Annotated in this window: 17 protein-coding genes and 1 riboswitch; of the genes, 10 read left to right on the forward strand and 7 right to left on the reverse strand. The window is 67.8% G+C overall.

What is annotated here, in order from left to right; translation table 11 throughout:
• Positions 1 to 10 precede the first annotated feature (10 nt).
• The gene (locus OIE68_RS44335; protein ID WP_327096857.1) at positions 11 to 802 is read right to left on the reverse strand and encodes an amino acid ABC transporter ATP-binding protein; all 792 of its coding nucleotides are present in this window, start codon (positions 800 to 802) and stop codon (positions 11 to 13) included.
• Positions 799 to 1,800 carry an amino acid ABC transporter permease gene (locus tag OIE68_RS44340; RefSeq protein WP_327096858.1) on the reverse strand — a complete coding sequence of 334 codons (1,002 nt, stop codon included), beginning with the start codon at positions 1,798 to 1,800 and terminating at the stop codon, positions 799 to 801. Before OIE68_RS44340 ends, OIE68_RS44335 begins: the two co-directional genes overlap by 4 nt.
• Before the next feature lie 9 nt (positions 1,801 to 1,809).
• A riboswitch (SAM riboswitch) is annotated at positions 1,810 to 1,903 on the reverse strand.
• A 330-nt stretch (positions 1,904 to 2,233) separates the two neighbouring features.
• On the opposite strand from OIE68_RS44340, the gene OIE68_RS44345 reads away from it, so the two are divergent.
• Complete coding sequence (locus tag OIE68_RS44345; RefSeq protein WP_327096859.1) at positions 2,234 to 2,947, forward strand: hypothetical protein; 714 nt, start codon at positions 2,234 to 2,236, stop codon at positions 2,945 to 2,947.
• A 207-nt stretch (positions 2,948 to 3,154) separates the two neighbouring features.
• Here the strand turns inward: OIE68_RS44345 and OIE68_RS44350 are convergent, their stop codons facing one another.
• The 5 genes from OIE68_RS44350 to OIE68_RS44370 form a co-directional block, all read right to left on the reverse strand.
• Entirely contained in the window at positions 3,155 to 4,216 is a 1,062-nt protein-coding gene (locus tag OIE68_RS44350) for a glycosyltransferase family 2 protein (protein WP_327102024.1), read from the reverse strand.
• 95 nt (positions 4,217 to 4,311) lie between these two features.
• Positions 4,312 to 5,088 carry an LppM family (lipo)protein gene (locus tag OIE68_RS44355; RefSeq protein WP_040688636.1) on the reverse strand — a complete coding sequence of 259 codons (777 nt, stop codon included), beginning with the start codon at positions 5,086 to 5,088 and terminating at the stop codon, positions 4,312 to 4,314.
• An 83-nt stretch (positions 5,089 to 5,171) separates the two neighbouring features.
• Positions 5,172 to 6,077, reverse strand: coding sequence for a carotenoid biosynthesis protein (locus OIE68_RS44360; protein WP_327096860.1), 906 nt, complete (start codon positions 6,075 to 6,077; stop codon positions 5,172 to 5,174).
• Positions 6,078 to 6,544: 467 nt separating this feature from the next.
• The gene (locus OIE68_RS44365; RefSeq protein WP_327096861.1) at positions 6,545 to 8,113 is read right to left on the reverse strand and encodes an NAD(P)/FAD-dependent oxidoreductase; all 1,569 of its coding nucleotides are present in this window, start codon (positions 8,111 to 8,113) and stop codon (positions 6,545 to 6,547) included.
• Positions 8,110 to 8,727, reverse strand: a complete 618-nt coding sequence (locus tag OIE68_RS44370; protein WP_327096862.1) for an N-acetyltransferase — start codon at positions 8,725 to 8,727, stop codon at positions 8,110 to 8,112. Before OIE68_RS44370 ends, OIE68_RS44365 begins: the two co-directional genes overlap by 4 nt.
• Before the next feature lie 150 nt (positions 8,728 to 8,877).
• Between OIE68_RS44370 and OIE68_RS44375 the strand changes: the two genes are divergently transcribed.
• The 9 genes from OIE68_RS44375 (at position 8,878) to mraY (ending at position 19,265) form a co-directional block, all read left to right on the forward strand.
• Complete coding sequence (locus tag OIE68_RS44375; protein WP_327096863.1) at positions 8,878 to 9,318, forward strand: SAV_6107 family HEPN domain-containing protein; 441 nt, start codon at positions 8,878 to 8,880, stop codon at positions 9,316 to 9,318.
• A 122-nt stretch (positions 9,319 to 9,440) separates the two neighbouring features.
• The gene (locus OIE68_RS44380) at positions 9,441 to 9,863 is read left to right on the forward strand and encodes a DUF3040 domain-containing protein (RefSeq protein ID WP_040688643.1); all 423 of its coding nucleotides are present in this window, start codon (positions 9,441 to 9,443) and stop codon (positions 9,861 to 9,863) included.
• Between the two features lie 448 nt (positions 9,864 to 10,311).
• Positions 10,312 to 10,743 carry a division/cell wall cluster transcriptional repressor MraZ gene (gene mraZ, locus OIE68_RS44385; RefSeq protein ID WP_036535307.1) on the forward strand — a complete coding sequence of 144 codons (432 nt, stop codon included), beginning with the start codon at positions 10,312 to 10,314 and terminating at the stop codon, positions 10,741 to 10,743.
• A 208-nt stretch (positions 10,744 to 10,951) separates the two neighbouring features.
• Positions 10,952 to 11,929: a 16S rRNA (cytosine(1402)-N(4))-methyltransferase RsmH gene (rsmH, locus tag OIE68_RS44390; RefSeq protein WP_327096864.1), complete on the forward strand. Its 978-nt coding sequence runs from the start codon at positions 10,952 to 10,954 to the stop codon at positions 11,927 to 11,929.
• Complete coding sequence (locus tag OIE68_RS44395; protein WP_327096866.1) at positions 11,926 to 12,735, forward strand: hypothetical protein; 810 nt, start codon at positions 11,926 to 11,928, stop codon at positions 12,733 to 12,735. The genes rsmH and OIE68_RS44395 overlap by 4 nt, the downstream gene beginning before the upstream one ends.
• Positions 12,736 to 12,737: 2 nt before the next feature.
• Entirely contained in the window at positions 12,738 to 14,663 is a 1,926-nt protein-coding gene (locus tag OIE68_RS44400; protein ID WP_419150854.1) for a peptidoglycan D,D-transpeptidase FtsI family protein, read from the forward strand.
• A gap of 188 nt (positions 14,664 to 14,851) precedes the next feature.
• On the forward strand, positions 14,852 to 16,549 hold the full coding sequence (locus tag OIE68_RS44405; RefSeq protein WP_327096867.1) for a UDP-N-acetylmuramoyl-L-alanyl-D-glutamate--2,6-diaminopimelate ligase: 1,698 nt from the start codon (positions 14,852 to 14,854) through the stop codon (positions 16,547 to 16,549).
• A complete protein-coding gene (locus OIE68_RS44410) occupies positions 16,546 to 18,192 on the forward strand; it encodes a UDP-N-acetylmuramoyl-tripeptide--D-alanyl-D-alanine ligase (RefSeq protein WP_327096868.1) in 1,647 nt (548 codons plus the stop codon). Before OIE68_RS44405 ends, OIE68_RS44410 begins: the two co-directional genes overlap by 4 nt.
• A complete protein-coding gene (mraY, locus tag OIE68_RS44415; protein ID WP_040688647.1) occupies positions 18,189 to 19,265 on the forward strand; it encodes a phospho-N-acetylmuramoyl-pentapeptide-transferase in 1,077 nt (358 codons plus the stop codon). Before OIE68_RS44410 ends, mraY begins: the two co-directional genes overlap by 4 nt.
• Positions 19,266 to 19,298 lie beyond the last annotated feature (33 nt).

The raw sequence follows: 19,298 nt of genomic DNA on the forward strand, positions 1-19,298 counted from the left end.
CGCACCGCGCTCAGCGGACTCGGGACAGAAATGCGCGGGTGCGCGGGTGTTGCGGGTTGTCGAGTACGGCAACGGGCGGACCTTGTTCGACGATCACGCCGCCGTCGAGGAATACGACGGTGTCGGCGACCTCACGGGCGAAACCGATTTCGTGGGTGACGATCACCAGCGCGGTCCCGCCGTCGGCGAGATCGCGGATCACATCGAGCACTTCACCGACGAGCTCCGGATCCAGCGCGGAGGTGGGTTCGTCGAAGAGGATCACCGGCGGTCGCAGCGCCAACGCCCGCGCGATAGCCACGCGCTGCTGTTGTCCGCCGGACAGCCGCCGCGGATAGGCGCCGGTCAGGTCGCCGATACCGACCCGCTCGAGTAAGTCCCGTGCCTCGGCCTCGATTTCCGCTCGCGGGCGCCCCTGCGCGGAAATCGGTGCGAGCGTGACATTGTCGAGCACCGTCAGATGCGGGAAGAGATTGAACTGCTGGAAGACGAAGCCGATATGCGAGCGCTGCTTGCGCACTTCGCGGTCCGACAGCGCATGCAACTTATTGCGACGCAGCCGATATCCGATCAGTTCGCCGTCGATGTGCACGGTACCCGCATCCAGCGACTCCAGGTGGTTGACCACCCGCAGCAGCGTCGACTTGCCGGAGCCGGACGGTCCGATCACGGTCACCACTTCACCGGCGCGCACGGTCAGGTCGATGCCGGCAAGTACCTCGGTGCTGCCGTAGGACTTTCGCACGCCGCGCACCTCTACCGCAGGAGCCCGGCCCGCCTGCAGTGCCACCGGCGCGCTCATCGGGTCGCTCCGCGTGGTGCGGCGGAACCGATTTCGGCGATTTCGCGCAGCCTGCGCCACACCTTCTGCACCGGTGTCGGTGGGGGCGTGCGGTGCGCGCCCTTGGCATAGTGGCGTTCGATATAGAACTGCACCACCGACAGAATCGTGGTCAGCACGATGTACCAGACGGTGGCCACCATGAGCAGTGGCACCACCCGGCCGTTGCGGCCGTAGATCACCTGGACCTGGTAGAAGAGTTCCGCGATCGCCATGACCGAGACGATCGAGGTGCCCTTGAACAGGCTGATCACCTCGTTGGTCGCATTCGGCAGAATCGAGCGCATGGCCTGCGGGACGATGACCGTGCGGAACTGGCGCACCCGTGGAATACCGAGTGCCGCAGCCGCTTCCAGCTGTCCCGGATCGACCGAAATGTATCCGGCCCGGATGATCTCGGCCGCATACGCCGCCTGATGCAATGCGAGTCCGATGACCGCCGCGGTGAAACCGCTGATCACCCCGTTCACCTCGAAGGTGAGAAAGGAAGGGCCGAACGGGATTCCGAGCGAGAGCGTGTGGTACAGGTACGCGATGTTGAACCAGAACAGCAGCTGCACGATCAGCGGAATCGAGCGGAACGCCCAGATATAGACCCACGAAATTACCCGCAGCACCGGATTATTCGACAGTCGGGCGATCGCCAATGCCGTACCGATCAGGAATCCCAGTGCCGTGCCCCACAGGGTCAGCTCCAAGGTGACCTTCAGTGCCGACAGCACCGATTTCGCGGTGAAGTACTTGGCGAACGTCGACCAATCCCAGCCCGGATTGGTGGCCAGTCCGTGGATGAACTGCGCGAGCAGCACGAGCGCGATGGCGCTGACGACCCAGCGCCACGGATGCCAGGACTTGGCGATCGCCGGCGCGTCGTTAGTGCTTGCGGCAGCGGCGGGTGTGTGGGCACCCGGTATCGGGACATCCGATACCGGAGTATCGGATGCGACGGACGCGCTCATATTTCGGTTCCTCCATCGTTCCCGGCGGAAGCACCCGCACCCGGTGACCGGGGGGTTGCTGCGACGTCGACGAGCCAGGTCTCTCGGTCGCTCTGGATGGTGTGTCCGACGCCGAGCACGGGTCGGTCAATGGGTCTAGCCGAAATATCATGCGAAGCAGGCGAAGTCCGGCACAAGGGTACGAATCAGCGTGAGCGCAGACCTTGTTGATATGGTCGTGAGCAGGCACTATTGGCCCGGTCGTGCAGTGGATCGTGGCATTTCGGACCAAGTTTTCCGCGTGCTTTTCGTCCGAATTGCCTGCCCGCGGATCGTCGCGGCGGATTATCGGACGCGCGGCGCGAACGTGTCGACCGCCGGAATAGACGCTGTTGCGAAGGTTTGCCGGAGTAGTCTCGGACCTCGATTCGTGCCCGACGATGAGGAGTCCGCCGTGACCCTGCTGCGCCGTCTGACCACGCTAACCGCCATCGCGACCGGTACGGCCGCGCTGACTCTCGCCGCCCCCGGCATCGCCGCCGCGGGTCCGGCGCCGATGCCCGCACCCGCCGTTCCGGCGGTGACCGCACCGTCCGCCCAGGCCGCACCCGGTGATCTGTTCGCCGGTTACCGAGCCGTCGTGGAGGCGCTGCGCACCTTCGGCATCGACCCGTTCCTGTACCCGGCGGTCGCGCCCTTCTGCTCCGACACCGGCAGCCTCGGTCTGGTTCCGGCGGTTGCGGGCGCAGTCGCGGGGCCGTGGCCCAAAACCACGGTGGCCATTCCGGGACTCGACCCGACCGCCGTCAAGGCGGGCCAAGTCATGTTCACCTTCGTCCCCTACGGCCTCGGCCCGGACAGCGCGAATGCCGCGGGCATGAACGTCGCCTGGGTCAACCTGGCCAATGGCCGCAGCGGCATAACCGCCATGGGATCGATCTCCGATGTGGTCCGCACGATGGTGCCCGCCGAAATCCCGACCGAGCTAAGGCCACTGGCCGAACGCGCCATCCACGACTTCTTCGCCGGATTCCCGGTCGGCGGGGTCCGCGCGGTTCCGGTCGACACCGGATCCGGCACAGTACTCGCCGCAGTCTTCGGAACCATCGACACCGGCCCCAGGTCCTGCTTCTTCCTCCCGACGGTCGGACTCACCTCGGTGCGCTGAGCTGCCGTCCTTACGTGAGCCGGGGCCGAGGCGGGTTCCGGGAGCGAGGTCAACAGATCCTGGTCCCCACAGGGTCGAGGTAGCGAGGCCGCCGACCGCTGGAACAGCGAGGCCCTGCGGTCCGGTCCTATGGCCGGATCAAGATCAGGTGGACCTGAGGGCGGGGGCTTCTCGGGCGATGCCGCCAGCGATTCCACGTGATCTTGATCAGCGGGTGGGTTCGAGGGGGCGGGCTTTCCAGGTCAAGGTGTTGGTGCGGTGGGCTCGGCGGGAGCGGGTCCAGAGGCGGAGGTAGGCGTCGATGGAGATCGGATGTGCGAGGGCCGCAAGGGCATCCGTGCGGGTTGTGGTGCCGCGTTCCAGTGAGCGCGCGAGCAGGCGGCTGGCGACCGCGGCGCCGTAGCCGACGAGACCGGCGGTGCGTACGGAGCCTCGGCCGCCGATCGCGGCCAGTGGGGGCGCCCAGTAGGCCAGTGTCGCAAGAGCTCCTACTGCCGCGCCGCCGATTGTCGTGCCGCCGTAGGCGGACCACAGCCAGCGGTTGTAACCGGTCTCCAGTTCGGCTGCGCCACGGTACATTCGGGTGCTCGCGGCTCGGCCTGCTGCGACCAGCGCGGTCCGGCGACCCGAACGGCGCAGTGCGCGAGCGATATCCAGGTCCTCGGTCGGGCTCGCGGCGACCACGGCATGCCCGCCGATGGCGTGGTAGGCGGTGGCGTCGAACACCAAGAACTGGCCGCAGGCCACGGCTGTCGAGGGCCGGAGGCTGCGATTGGCGGCCGCGATCGGCAGGCTCGTCGCCCACGACCAGCACAGCAGCGGCTGCACCAGCGCCTCGGCCAGCGATTCGGTCACCTGGTACGGCCACGGTGACAACAATGCGGCTCGGCCGCGACGCAATTCGGCGGTCGCCGCGGCAATCGCGTTCGGTGCCAGTCGCACATCGGCATCGAGAAAGATCAGCACCGTGGCATCCGCCAACTCGGCCAGTCGCGCGCAGGCCGCGGCCTTCCCGGTCCATCCGGGTGCGGGTTCGGCCTCGGAACGGAACACCGTGAAGCGCGAATCGCCCGCAATCGCGTCGAGCGCGGCCGCTTCGGTCCCGTCCGACGAAGCGTCGTCGAGAATCAGCACCCGCAGTCGCGGCACACCCACCTGGCCACGGAGATCATCGATCAGCTCGGGCAGTCGCTGTGCCTCATCGCGCGCCGGGATACACACCGACACCGGCTCGATCACCGTATTCGGTCCGGCCGAGAGCCTGCGCATCGTCACGCGGTTGAATAACGCGGTCCCGCAACCGAACAGCGCGATACCCGCACCCGTCCACGCGGCGATCGCCGCGCCCGCGCGCAGGGTTCGCGTCAGCGGCGGGTCAGCGAACGCCACAGATTGCTCGGTGAGAAGTTGGTTTCCGGTGCACCGGGCGGTGCCGGGTTGCGGTCCATATAGGCGATGGCGGCGATGATGGCGGCGACGGCCAGGGTGATACCGCCGACGATGCCTGCCCAGCCCGCGAAGGAGCGGGTATTCGGATCCGCGTAGCTGACCTCGGCGCGCACGGTAGAGACATCGCCGGGCGGCAGTTTCCAGGAGACGGTCGAGTCGTCCTCGCGATTGCCGTTGGTCTTGGCGACGCGGGCCGGGAAAGCCACGGTGAACTGCACATCCGAACCGTGCGGCGGAACGGATTTCAGATCGACCCGACCATTGAGGCTGACCAGGTCGCCGGTGCGCTGGAACGACAGGTTGAACATCCCCTGGGTCTGATCGGAGAGCGCGCCGAGCTGGCCGACCTCGCCGAAGGACAGATCCTCGAAGAACACCTTGCTGCCCACGTAGCCGTCCTGGCTGTACGGCTCGACCCGCACCTTCGCGGCCAGCGAATCGGGCGCCTTCAGCTGCGGGCCCTTGTCATTGGCGTCCGCGGGCACCACCGCGGCCACGATCCGACCGGAGACCCGGTCATTGGACGACACACCCATCGACACCTGCACCCGCAGGCAGCCCGCGAGCATGGGCACCAGCATCGCGGCCAGCAGTACTGCCGCGGCCACCCGTGCTCCGGGCCGGGGAGAACGTGGCGGTAGAACCGATGTGTCGGGCATCGCGGTGAGAGGACTCGGCTGCACGGCACACATCGTGCCAGGCGGTCGCCCCGAATTGCCACGCGACGGGCGGATCGCACGCCGACCGAAGTATCGGACAGCTGGTCCGCATCGCTTCAGCCCCGCCGGGCCGCGGCCGACCGCACCAGCAGCGGCACCCCGAGCACCCCCAGCCCGACACACCCGTACCAGGCCGAATACGGCAGATCGAGGAACACCGCGTGCGCGAGCGTCGACCCGAGCCAGGTCCACATGAACACCGCCACCGGGACCACCGCGTCTGCCGAGATCGGGGATACCGGCTCTCGGGATCTGTGCTCCGGACCGGTCGAGTCCGCCGTTCCCAACTCCAGCGCCGGTGTTCCAGCCGCCACCTCGGGGGCTGCCGCCTGTGTCTGCGCTGTCGACAGCAGGCGCGCTGCCGCGGGCGCAAACGCATTCGCCGTGCCCGCGACGCGAGCCAAGACGGTCAGCAGCAAGGCCATCACCAGCGCCACCGCGAACCACCCCAGATAGTTGGTGTACGGAATCTCATCGATTCCGGGCAGCCCCCGACCGGCGGCACACCAAGTCCACTGCCCGTCCGCCACCATCTGCGGATCGAGGAACAGATCCCAACCCACCGCCCCGACCGCGGTCAAAACAACTCGCCCTGCCCACCGCCGAGTCAACAACCCGGCGACCACCCACACCGGATACAGCCCACCGGTCCAGGCCAGCGCGACCACCAACGGCACCCCCGCCACCGCGGGTCCCGATCTGCCGTCGGCATACGCATAACAACCGAATGGGAAACCCGTTGCGGTACCAACGATTTCGGCAACCAGTCCGAGCCCGGAGACAATCACCACGAATCCCAAGGCGTACCTGATGCCGCGCGTCGCCACCGCGTGCACCAGCGCCGTCCCCGCCGACAACAGCACGACCGCCACGGTCACCCGATCGCGAGCGACCCCCGAGGCGAGCGGATAACTGATCTGCACGAGCACGAGCAGCACCGCCGGTATCGCCGGCGCCAGCAACTGCGGCGTCCATCGAAAGGCCGCCGCCGACCGCGGGTACCGACCCGTGCCACGCCGACTTGCCAGGTTCCCGTCAGCACCGGGGACCGCGAAATCAGTCGCGCCGGAGGATTCCGCCCATCCGGCGGTCACCGGACTCGCTGGACTGCGCAGGTTGGAGTTCGTTGCGGGGGAGGGCTCGGCTCGTCCGGTTGTTTCTGGGTTCGCTGGACTGCGCAGGTTGGAGTTCGTTGCGGGGGAGGGCTCGGCTCGTCCGGTTGTTTCTGGGTTCGCTGGACTGCGCAGGTTGGAGTTCGTTGCGGGGGAGGGCTCGGCTCGTCCGGTTGTTTCTGGGTTCGCTGGACTGCGCAGGTTGGAGTCCGTTGCGGGGGAGGGCTCGGCTCGCCGGGTGGTCTCCGGACCAGGGCTTTCCGTCCCTGATGCGGGTCGCTCGTCCGGCTCCGGCACGGCTGGCCCGGTGGGCTCCCTCATCGTCTGCGCAGCAGGGGAAACCGGTTGCGCCGTCGATCGCGCAGCACCAACTGCGCCGCGCTGCGCCCGCTCGCTCCGGACACCCCGCCACCCGGATGCGTCGACGCCCCGGTGAGATACAACCCGGGCGCGCCGGGCACTCGCTGCCCGGACAGCTCGGGCAGCGGCCGCCACAGCATCATCTGATCCAGTGACATCTCCACATGCATCACATTTCCGCCGCGCAACCCGAGCTCGCGCTCCAGATCGACCGGGGTCTGCACGTACCGCCGCAGCACACTCGCCTCGAAACCCGGTGCGTAGGAGTCGACTTCGGCGATGATCCGATCGGCCTCCGACTCCGCGTGCGCGGCCCAGTCGCTCCCGTCGGCCAGCTCGTACGGATGCCACTGCGCCCACAGCGAGAGCTGATGCTCACCGGCCGGGGCGATGCTCGGATCCAGCGCACTGAAACTCATGGCCAGCACCACCGGACGCGGCGGCAGGTCGCCGGCCAGTGCCGCACCGTGCGCCCGGCGCAGCTGCCGCCGATCGGAGACGAGAAACTGCAGACCATTGGCGGATTCGGCGGTCGAACTACCGGGATACTGCGGCAGCGCAGACGTCGCGAGCCGCACCACCATGCCGATACCGGGCCCGACCCGGATCCGCCGCTGCCAGTCGTCGAGCACCACACCGTCGAATCCGCCGTCCCGCAGCAGATCCAGCGTCGTCAGCACATGGGTGCCCGCGATCACGGTGTCCGCGTGCAGACTTCGTCCCGACGCCGTGCGCACCTGCCAGCCCGCACCGACCTGGCGCAGCTCGGTGACCGCATCGCCCGCCGACACCACACCGCCGTCGGCGCGCAGCCGCGCGACCAGCGCCGTTGTCAGTGCCCCACTTCCTCCCACCGCCCGTCCCGGCGGCAGCGTATGCATCAGCGCGGCGAATCCGACCATCGGCGCGGTCCCCGGTTCCGACATCGGCGGCCCGGACTGCGCACCGAACCAGGCCAGCGACGCCTTGAGCCGCTCATCGTCGAAGTAGCTGTCCAGCAGGGCGTCGCCGGTCTGCAGGAACTCCCGCGACAACGCACTCCCGCCATCGCGCGCGTCCAGCCCCCAGAACGAACGCAGCAGCCGACCCGGCGTCGGCGCACTGCCGAACGCGCGCATCACCCGCGCCGACCGCGGCCCCCAGACCTCGACGAAGCGCCGATACGCCGTCGCATCCCGCGCACCGCAGACCTCCGCGATTCCGGCGCAGGTCCGATCGACATCGCGATGGAAAACGATCGGCGCACCGCCATCCGGCCCCGCGGGCGTGAAACCCCAGGGATCGCAATCGATATAACGCAGCCCGAAACGCGACAGCTCCAGTTCCTCGATGATCCCGGTATGGCGCACCATGATGTGCGCCGAAGATCCGCGATCGACCAGATGACCGGGAAAGCGTTCGACCGTCGACACTGCGCCGCCGAGCACCTCGTCGCGCTCGAGCACCTCCACCCGCTCCCCGGCCCGCGCCAGATAGCAAGCCGCGACGAGCGCGTTATGGCCCGACCCGACGACCACAACGGTCACAGAGGCAGCCGCCGTCCCAGGATGGCGAACGGCCTGGTATCCCCGGCGAAGACGAAATTCCGGATCACATCGGTGAATCCGAGTCGCCGATACAGTTTCCAGGCGCGGTTGGCCTCGCCGTGCACTTCCGGCGTGGACAGCAGCACCGCGCTCTCGGTGCGATTCGCCAGCAGCCGCGTCAGCAGTTCGCCGCCGATGCCGCGCCCCTGCGCCGCCGGATGCACGTGCAGCTCGGTCAGTTCGAAATAGTCCGAAAGCAGTTCGCGCGCAGAATGTTCCGGCCAACCCGAGCGCCGCATCCCGCTGTGCACCTGCTGATGCCACCACTGGTGGGCGGCGCCGCGATAGCCGTAGGCGATGGCCACCATCGGCGCGGTCCGCAGGTCGATCTGCCCGGAGTCATCCGGGATGACGGCGGCGGCGCCCTGCCAGCCGACGCGGGTGGTGTGCTCGGTCCACATCGGTGCGCGATGGTGTTCGGTGCCGTGCGGATATTCCATCGCCGCGACGTACACCGCAAGCGCGTCGTGCAGCCGAGAGCGCAGCGCCGCGACGGAGAGGTCGATGACGACAGGGGCGTTGGCGGGGGTGTGTTTGGGCTTGACGGCTGTCATGGCTCTCGTCGGTCCGCGGAAAGTTGTCGGTGGGTGTCCCTATATTCAATCTCAATTCAAACGTTCGAATACCTGTTCGATCCCCGCGGTGCTGGGAACTCGGCATTCGCGCCCAGGATAGGCCAGGTACGCGACTCGGAGGGACGGCTGATGTCTGGTCGGATCGAACACCCGGGGCAACCCGGCAAGGCGGGCACGCTGCTGCAGCGGGCGGACGGCTTGCTGATGCAGGCGGCGGGGGAACGCGACCCGCGCGAGCGTTTTCGGACCGCGTATCTCGCCGCGCTGCGCGGTGCCGGTGCCGTGCTCGCGTTCACCGGTGCGGACGCAGCGCCGCGGGCGCGCTCGCGCAATGCCTGGGTGCTGCTGCAGCGCGCCGCGCCCGAATTCGTCATGTGGGCCGACTACTTCAGCGCTCGTTCGGAGATCAGGGCGGCGCTGGAGGCGGGGCTGGATCGCGATGTGGATGATGAGCAGGCCGACGAGTTCTATTCGCGGGTGGGCGCATTCCTCCACGATGTGGAAGATCTGCTGAATGCCGGGGCTCGATTGCGCCCCGCGCCGGGCTGGTCCGGCGGTATGACCGCTTAGTTATCGGCGAGTAGGTGGTACGGCACTGATCGAACTCGTATCATTGGTGGCAGATAGCCGACCTTGGCTATCTGTCGCCGACCCGGAGGCGACAGCCACGTCCTAGTGCCGGGGGAGGTACCGTGCCACTCTCCGAGCACGAGCAGCGCATGCTCGAACAGATCGAGAGCGCGCTCTATGCTGAGGATCCGAAGTTCGCGTCGTCCGTCCGCGGCGGACGCCTTCGCTCGACCTCGAGTCGTCGCAGACTCCAGGCCGCGGCCCTGTTCGTCCTCGGTTTGTTTCTACTTGTCGCCGGCATAGCCGCTCCGGTGAAGCTCGGCGACTTTCCGATCATCAGCCTGATCGGATTCATCGTGATGTTCGCCGCAGGCGTGCTGTTGCTGCTCGGCAGTTCCAAGGGCATCGCCAAGGGCGACCGGTCGGGCAATGCCCAATCCGGTGGCGCGAGTGGCGGATCGGGCGGACGTGGGCGACAGCGCAAGTCCGGTGGTTTCTCCGAACGCATGGAGGATCGGTTCCGCCGCCGCTTCGATCAGGAGTAGCGCGCCCGTAGCCGACATCGACATATCGAACGCGCCGCCGCACCGAACCGGTGCGGCGGCGCGTTCTCATGCGTGAACCACCCGGCTGCTGAATGCTCGCCGCGCGCGGTTCTCCACAACGCCCCACGATCTTCCCCACCACCTCCCACCACCACCCCTGCATGGGCCTCGTCTGTGGCGTAGGGCCTGGGGTACCAGGGCGTTTGCTGGCAGTTGTCGGGGGCTTGTCCGGCGGTCCGGCGCGTGTCGCCAGAACACGGAAAAAGTTCTCCACCACCGTGATAGCTGGGATGACCTGCGTAATCGACAATGCGGGGAGCCAGATCACCCCGAGTTTCGATTGAAAGTGGGGGAAAGTGGGGTAATGTGGAGCGCGCACAAGAGGAAGGGCATACATCCGAGGTGATCGTGCTCCCCGTACCACGGGGTTGATCCGGGAGGTAGCGAGTTGTTTCTCGGTACCTATACACCTCGGTTGGATGACAAGGGGCGACTGACGTTGCCTGCGAAGTTTCGAGACGATCTGGCGGGAGGGTTGATGGTCACGAAGGGTCAGGACCACAGCCTTGCCGTATATCCCAAGGAAGAGTTCACCGCTCTCGCACGGCGAGCCGCGGCGGCATCTCGAAGCAATCCGCAGGCGCGCGCGTTCGTCCGGGCACTCGCGGCCGGTACGGATGAACAGCGTCCGGACGCCCAGGGCCGGATCGTGTTGTCGGCCGATCATCGTCGCTACGCGAACCTTTCGCGGGATTGCGTGGTGATCGGATCGGTCGACTTCCTCGAGATATGGGATAAGCAGGCGTGGGAGTCCTACCTCGCCGAGCACGAGGAGGACTACGCGCAAGCGAGAGACGAGTCGCTGGGCGGAATCTTCTAGCCCTGAGCGAACGAGTGCCACGCGGCCTCTGCCCGGACGCGCGGACCCTGACGTACTTCCCCGACGCCAGGTGCCGAGGCTCCGGTCAGAGACCCCGCGGCATTCGTATTTTCGAAAGTAGCTGTGTAGCAAGGCGACCCCGCAGCGAGTGATCCCACTGACACGGCTCGATGCGCGACGACGCGAGGCAGGATTCCGGGAGGTCGAGGTGAACCGTGAACAGGACGGTCCTCGCCATGTTCCGGTTCTGCTCCAGCGGGCGGACGCGCTCCTCGGTCCGGCACTCGCCGAACCCGGCGCGGTATATGTCGACGCCACATTGGGTTTGGGCGGACATGCCGAACACTTCCTACGGACCTACCCGAATATCCATCTCGTCGGACTCGATCGCGATACCCATGCGCTGGCATTGGCCGGTGCGCGATTGGCGCCGTTCGCGGACCGAATCACCTTGGTACACATCCGATATGACGGAATCGCGGCCGCGCTGAAGCAGGCCGGATTGCCGACCACCGGTTCGGTGAGCGCCATCCTGATGGATCTCGGCGTGTCCTCGATGCAACTCGACGAGGCCGAGCGCGGCTTCGCCTACTCCGTCGACGCGCCACTGGATATGCGGATGGATCCGACCACCGGCATCACCGCGGCCGATGTGCTCAACACCTACAGCCACGGTGATCTGGCGCGCGTGCTGAAAACCTATGGCGAGGAACGCTTCGCGGGCAAGATCGCGTCCGCGGTGCTGCGCCGTCGGCAGCAGAAGCCGTTTCGCACGAGTGCCGAATTGGTCGAATTGCTTTATGCCACAATTCCGGCCGCCGCCAGGCGGACGGGCGGTCATCCGGCCAAGCGGACCTTCCAGGCGCTGCGGGTGGAGGTGAACGGCGAGCTCGACTCGCTGCGTGCCGCCCTGCCGGCCGCGCTGGACTCGCTGCGGGTCGGCGGCCGGATCGTGATCATGTCGTATCAGTCGCTCGAGGATCGGGTGGTCAAACAGGAGTTGGCGCCGCGCACGACATCGCGGACGCCGGTCGACCTGCCGGTCGAATTGCCCGGTATGGGACCGGAATTCAAGTTGCTGACCCGGGGCGCCGAGAAGGCGACCGAACAAGAGATCGAAGAGAACCCGAGGGCGGCACCCGTGCGGATGCGCGCGGTGGAGAGAATCCAGGAGGGGACAACATGAGTGTGCGCACGCGTACCGTCGAGGCGCCGGGCCGGATCGCCCGCCGGGTTCAGGCCGCCGAGCGGGTGAAATCGGGTGCCGCACAACGGGCCTATGCCAAGCGTCGGATGCGGGCCGAGCAGTCGGGGGACCAGCACGATCTGCCGAAACAGCGCGCGTCGGCGATGGCTGCGCGAATTCCGTTCGTGGCGGCCATCATCGCGCTGCTCGGCTGCGGTCTCGCGCTCACGCTGTTGCTCACCACCCGTTCGGCGGAGGACAGCTATCAGCTCGGCGATGCCAGGGCGACCAATCGCAAGCTGGCCGACGAACGCGCGGCGCTGCAGCGCGAGGTCGAGGCCGCCGATTCCGCGCCCGAACTCGCCGCCAGGGCTCGCGAACTCGGGATGATCCCGGCCAAGGATCCGGCCCGGCTGGTGATCGGACCGGATGGCGGGGTGACGGTGATCGGAAAGCCGACGCCCGCGCAGGGCGCACCGGTCCCGCCGCTGAACAGTTCGCCTGCCACGCCCACCGCCCCGCCGACGGGCAATGCCCAGGCCCGCGGTGAACGATTGGTTCCGGTGACGACCACGCCGACCGCGCCGCCCACCCAGCCGAATACCGGTCAGCCCGCGAATGCCGTTGCGGGACAGGCGAGTCCGACACCCAGCCCGACACCGGCGAGCCCGACGCCGAGTCCGGGCGCGCAGGCTCCGGTGGAGACACCGCAACCGGAAACTCCGCAGCCCGTACCGGCGCAAGCTCTAGCGCCGCAGCCAGAAACGCCCCAACCCGCGCCCGCCCCTGACGAGGGCGCCCGATGAGCATGCGGCAGACCAGGCCCGCGTCGCGTCAGCGCCGCGGGCCGTCGGCATCCGAGGCGGGTTCCGCCAGAGCCTCCGGCACATCGAGGACGGCAACCGCATCGAGACCACGGACGGCCTCCCCGGATCGTCCGCTGCGGCTGCGTCTCGGCGTCGGCCGGGTGATCATGCTGGTCGCACTGGCGGTCGTCGCGCTGCAATTGCTCTGGGTGCAGAGCATTTCCGCGCCCAGCCTGTCCGCGCAGGCGGCCAGCCAGCGCACCACCCGCGAGCCCGAGTACGCCACCCGTGGGCCGATCATCGATCGCAACGGGAAGTCCCTCGCGATCACACTGAGCGCGCAGGCGCTGACCTTCCAGCCGGTGGCCGTGCGCAAACAACTCGCCGATGCGAAGGAGAAGTCGGCCAAGGCTCCGGATCCCGATGAGCGGCTCAAAGCGATCGCCAAGACCATCCACGACAGGATCGGCAAGGACGCGCCCGCCGAATCGGCGCTGCTGGACAAGCTGAAGAGCGATACAGCGTTCGTCTATCTCGCCCGCAATGTCGATCCGCGCATCGCCTCCGATATCAAGGTGCAATTTCCCGAGGTCGGCGCCGAGCGCCAGGATGTGCGCGACTATCCGGGAGGCTCGCTGGCGGCCAATGTGCTCGGCACCACCGGCTGGGACGGACACGGCCAGATGGGGCTGGAATCGTCGCTGGACTCGTTCCTGGCGGGTACCGACGGCTCGCAGACCTACGACCGCGGCTCCGACGGTGCGGTCATTCCGGGCAGCTGGCGCGATAAGCAGCCGGCGGTGAACGGCTACTCGGTCCAACTGACCCTGGACTCGGATCTGCAGTACTACGTGCAGCAGCAGGTGCAGCAGGCCAAGGAGATGTCCGGCGCGAACGCGGCCTCGGCTGTCGTGCTGGATGCGAAAACCGGCCAGGTGCTGGCGATGTCGAATGACAACACCTTCAACCCGGCGCTGGGACCGCAGCATTGGGGCAACGCCGAGATGCAGAACCCCTCGGTGCAGGATCCCTTCGAACCCGGTTCGGTCAACAAGATCGTGACCGCGGCCGCGGCCATCGAATACGGCTTGACCAATCCCGACGAGGTGCTGCAGGTGCCCGGCGAGATCCGGATGTCGGGCGTCACCGTGCACGACGCCTGGGAGCACGCCACTTTGCCGTACACCACCACCGGCATCTTCGGTAAGTCCTCCAATGTCGGCACGCTGATGCTGGCGCAGCGGGTCGGCGAGGACCGGTTCGCGGATATGGTCAACCGCTTCGGCCTCGGCCAGCGCGCCGGTGTCGGACTGCCGGGCGAGAGCCCGGGCCAGGTGCCCGCCCGCGACCAGTGGTCCGGCGGAACCTTCGCGAACCTGCCCATCGGACAGGGCCTTTCGATGACCACCCTGCAGATGACCGGGATGTACCAGGCCATTGCCAATGGCGGCGTGCGGATTCCGCCGCGCATCGTCAAGTCCGAGACCGCACCGGACGGCACCCGCACCGATGAGCCACAGCCCGACGGCGTGCGCGTGGTGAGCGAACAGACCGCGGCCACGGTGCGCACCATGTTCCAGGCTGTCGTGCAGCGCGATCCGATGGGCGTGCAGATGGGCACCGGTGCGTCCGCGGCGATCGATGGCTATCAGGTGGCGGGCAAGACCGGCACCGCGCAGAAGGTCGACCCGAGCTGCCGCTGCTATTCGACCTCGTCGTACTACATCACCTTCGCCGGTATGGCCCCCGCGGACAACCCGCGCTACGTCATCGGCCTGATGCTCGATGCGCCGATCCGCAGCTCCGACGGCAGCGGTGGCGGGTCGGTGGCGCCACTGTTCCACAACATCGCCTCCTGGGCGCTGCAGCGCGACCGGATCCCCCCTTCACCCGAGCCATCGCGACGGTTCGTTCTGCAGGCTTCATAAGATTGGAGCCGCGTTGCCTGGCCGTGAGCCGACGTCGGTAACCTGACTCGACGTTCCCGCCTTTCCTATAGATCCACCCCGTCCCGTCCGTGCCGATTTTCGAGAGGAGTCCTGTGCCCGCGCAGTCCAGCCAGCACGTGCTCCGGCCGACCCATTCGCGGTCGACGTCGTTGTCCACCGTACTGGCCATGACCGGAGCCGGCTCCTCGCGAGCCGACCTCGCGCAGATCCAGGTCACCGGCATCGAGCAGCGCTCGCATGCGGTGCAGCCGGGTGATCTGTTCGCCGCACTGCCGGGCGCGCAGGCGCACGGCGCCCGTTTCGCGCGCGATGCCGTCGAACGGGGCGCGGTCGCGGTCTTCACCGACCCCGCAGGCGCCGAACTGGCCGGTGAGCTCGGTGTTCCTGTGCTGGTGCGTGAGCAGCCCAGGTCGGTGCTCGGCGAGCTTTCGGGCGCGCTCTACGGCAATCCGTCAGAGCGGCTGCGCATCGTCGGCATTACCGGCACCTCGGGCAAGACGACCACTGCGTATCTGGTGGAGGCCGGGCTGGCCGCGGGCGGTATGTCCACGGCGCTGATCGGCACCATCGAGACCAGGATCGGCGGTCGTCGGGTGCCGAGCGCATTGACCACGCCCGAGGCGCCGCAGCTGCACGCCATGTTCGCACTGATGGTCGAGCAGGGTGTGGATGCGGTCGTGATGGAGGTTTCCAGCCACGCGCTGGCGCTGGGCCGGGTGGACGGTGTGCGCTTCGCGGTGGGCGCGTTCACCAATCTCTCCCAGGACCACCTGGACTTCCACGCCGACTTCGAGGATTACTTCGCCGCCAAGCGCAGGCTTTTCGAACCGGAGTCGCCGGTCGCCGCACGCACCTCGGTCATCTGCGTCGATGATGCATGGGGACGGCGCCTCGCCGTTGATCTCACGGATCCGATCACCGTATCCACCACCGGTTCCGGCACGTGGCAGCTCACTGGCGAGGTATCCGCGCACGGCGGTGAGCAGGAATTCACCGCTGCCGGACCGGGGGCGAATGTCGATGTGCGCCTGCGGCTTCCGGGCCGCTACAACGTCGCCAACGGACTGCTCGCGGTCGCGGTGTGCACCGCCGCCGGAGTGGAGCCCACCGTCGCCGCGCCCGCCCTGGCCACCGTCGACGTGCCGGGCCGGATGCAGCGGGTCGAACGCGGACAAGACTTCCTTGCGATCGTCGACTATGCGCACAAGCCCGCGGCGGTGGAGTCGGTGATCGCGACGCTGCGCGGTCATCTGGCGGCGGGAGCGACGCGCCCGGAGGAGGTAGCGGAGCCTGGCCACGGAGGGCGCCGCGAGCGCCGCGAATCCGATATTGCCGGCGATACCGGTGGTCGGCTGGCCGTGGTCGTCGGCGCGGGCGGGGACCGGGACGCGGGTAAACGCCCGCTGATGGGTGCGGCCGGTGCGCGCGGCGCCGATCTGCTGATCATCACCGACGACAATCCGCGCAGCGAGGATCCGGCAGTGATCCGCGCTGCACTGCGCCGAGGCGCGCTGGCGGTCCCGGAGGTCGAACGCGGTGAAGTACGCGAAATCGGGGACCGGGCCGCGGCCATCGCCGCCGCCGTCGACTGGGCCCGTCCCGGTGACGTGGTGCTGGTGGCAGGTAAGGGACATGAGGCAGGGCAGGAGATCCACGGTGTGAAGCATCCGTTCGACGACCGCGAGGTGCTCGCGGCGGCGTTGGAGCGACGGGGGCGGGGCCCGCAGGACGACAACACCGCCGCGGGAGCGACGGGCCCGGAGGCGGTAGCGAAGCGTGACCACGCAGGGCCCCGCGAGCGCGGCCGATCCAATACTGAGCAGAGTCCGCAGGGGTCGGACGCGGAGGACTTGACGGTTTCATGATCGAGATGACACTGCGGGAGATCGCGGAGGTCGTCGGCGGCACGCTGCACGACGCCCCAGACCCGGAGGTGACGGTAACGGGCTCGGTCGAATTCGATTCGCGCCGAATCGGTTCCGGGGATCTTTTCCTGGCCCTGCCCGGCGAGCAGGCCGACGGACACGACTATGCAAAGGCCGCCGTCGACGCCGGTGCGGTCGCGGTGCTCGCTGCCCGCCCGGTCGGTGTGCCCGCGATCGTGGTGGCGCCCAGTCCGGGGACCGTGCCCGCGAAATCCGTTGCGCTGGCCGGTGATTCGGACGGGTCGGGAGCCGCGGTACTGGTCGCGCTCGCTACGCTCGCCCGGGTGAGTGTCGAACGTCTTTCCGCCGCGGGAGCGACGGGCCCGGAGGCGGTAGCGGATGGACAGGTGCAGTCGGCCGGAGGCCGTCCGTTGAGGGTGGCGGTGGGCGACGGGCGGGCCCACGCAGGGCCCCACGAGCGCGGCAAATCCAACACTGCGGCAGGCGGACTCACCGTGATCGGGGTGACCGGCTCCTCGGGCAAGACCTCGACCAAGGATCTGCTCGCGGCCGTGCTCACGCCGCTTGGTCCGGTCGTCGCACCGCCCGGATCGTTCAACAACGAACTCGGCCATCCGTGGACCGCACTGCGCGCCGACGCCGACACCCGCTTCCTGGTACTGGAACTGTCTGCGCGCGGTCCCGGCCATATAGCCGCGCTCGCACAGGTCGCGCCGCCGAAAATCGGTGTCGTGCTCAATGTCGGTACCGCCCATCTCGGTGAGTTCGGCAGTCGCGAGGCGATCGCGCAGACCAAGGGTGAACTCGTCGAGGCACTGCCGTCGACGGGCTTGGCCGTACTCAATGCCGACGATCCGCAGGTGGCCGCGATGGCCGCACGCACGCAGGCGCGTGTGGTGACGGTCGGTCAGGCGGGCAATGCCGAAATCCGCGCCACCGATGTGCATCTCGATGCCGAGGCACGCGCGGGCTTCACGCTGCATACAAGTAAAGGCAGCATCCCGGTGCGGCTCGCCGTGCACGGCGAACACCAGGTCGGCAATGCGCTGTCCGCCGCCGCCGTCGCACTCGAATGCGGTGCGGACCTCGACACCATCGCGCAGGCACTCGGTGGCGCGCATGCCGCATCGGCCCGCCGCATGGATGTGCGGACCACCTCCGACGGCATCACCGTCGTCAACGACTCCTACAACGCCAATCCGGATTCGGTGCGCGCCGCGCTCAAGGCGTTGGTGACCATGTCGCGTGCGGGCGACACTCCGCGCCGCAGCTGGGCCGTACTCGGCGAAATGGGTGAACTCGGCGAGGAATCCGTCATCGAACATGACCGGATCGGCCGCCTCGCGGTGCGTCTGGATGTCTCCCGGTTGATCGTGGTCGGCACCGGAAGGCCATCCCACGCGATGCACCAGGGCGCGGTAATGGAAGGCTCGTGGGGCGAGGAGTCGATTCTCGTGCCCGATATCGGCGCGGCCATCGCGCTGCTCGACAACGAGGTCGAGCCGGGCGATGTGGTGCTGGTCAAGGCGTCCAAGGCGGTCGGACTGTGGGCGGTCGCCGAACATTTGACCAGCGCGGAACGTGCGGGAATTAGTCGGGGTAGCACGGAGGCGCTTGGATGAGGCAGATTCTGTTCGCGGCTGGGATCGCGCTCGCGGTCTCCATCCTGCTGACGCCGCTGTTGATACGCATCTTCGCCAGGCAGGGCTTCGGGCAGGAGATCCGGGTCGACGGTCCGGCCAGCCATCAGGCCAAGCGCGGCACCCCGACCATGGGTGGTGTGGCCATCCTGGTCGGCATGTGGGCCGGCTACCTCGGCTCACATCTGATCGGCATCGGCTACGACGCCGACGGGCCCTCCGCCTCGGGCATTCTGGTGCTCGGGCTGACCACCGCACTCGGTGTGGTCGGCTTCCTCGACGACTTCATCAAGCTGCGCAAGCAGCGCAATCTCGGTTTGTCGGCCGCGGGCAAGTACATCGGTCAGATCAGCGCCGCAGTCCTGTTCGGCATTCTCGCCTTGCAGTTCCGCGGCGGCAACGGGTTGACTCCGGCGAGTAAGCATCTGTCCTATGTCCGCGATATCACCACGGTGTCGATGGGCGTGATCATCTTCCTGTGCTGGGTCTGTCTGCTGGTCGTGGCCTGGTCGAATGCGGTGAACCTGACCGACGGCCTGGACGGCTTGGCCGCGGGTTCGATGAGCCTCGTGCTCGGCGCCTACGTGATCATCACGTTCTGGCAGTACCGCAATGCCTGCGCGACGATCCCGGAGGCGGGCTGCTACAACGTGCGCGATCCGCTGGACCTGGCACTGGTCTGCGCCTCGGCCGCCGCCGCGTGTGTCGGCTTCCTGTGGTGGAATGCCGCGCCCGCCAAGATCTTCATGGGCGATACCGGTTCGCTGGCCCTGGGCGGCATGCTCGCCGGCCTGTCCATCACGACCCGCACCGAACTGCTGATGGTCGTGATCGGTGCGCTGTTCGTCGCGGAAACCGCCTCGGTGGTGCTGCAGGTCGCGGTGTACCGCACAACCCGCAATCGGCTATTCAAGATGGCGCCGTTCCATCATCACTTCGAACTCAGCAAGTGGGCCGAGACTACGGTGATCATTCGGTTCTGGTTGTTGGCGGCGATGGCGTCGGCGGTCGGACTCGGCCTGTTCTACAGCGAATATCTCTCAGCGGTCGGGTGAAGTAGCGATGGTCGAACATTCTCCGCGGGCCCT

Source organism: Nocardia vinacea (assembly GCF_035920345.1).
Classification (GTDB): Bacteria; Actinomycetota; Actinomycetes; order Mycobacteriales; family Mycobacteriaceae; genus Nocardia; species Nocardia vinacea_A.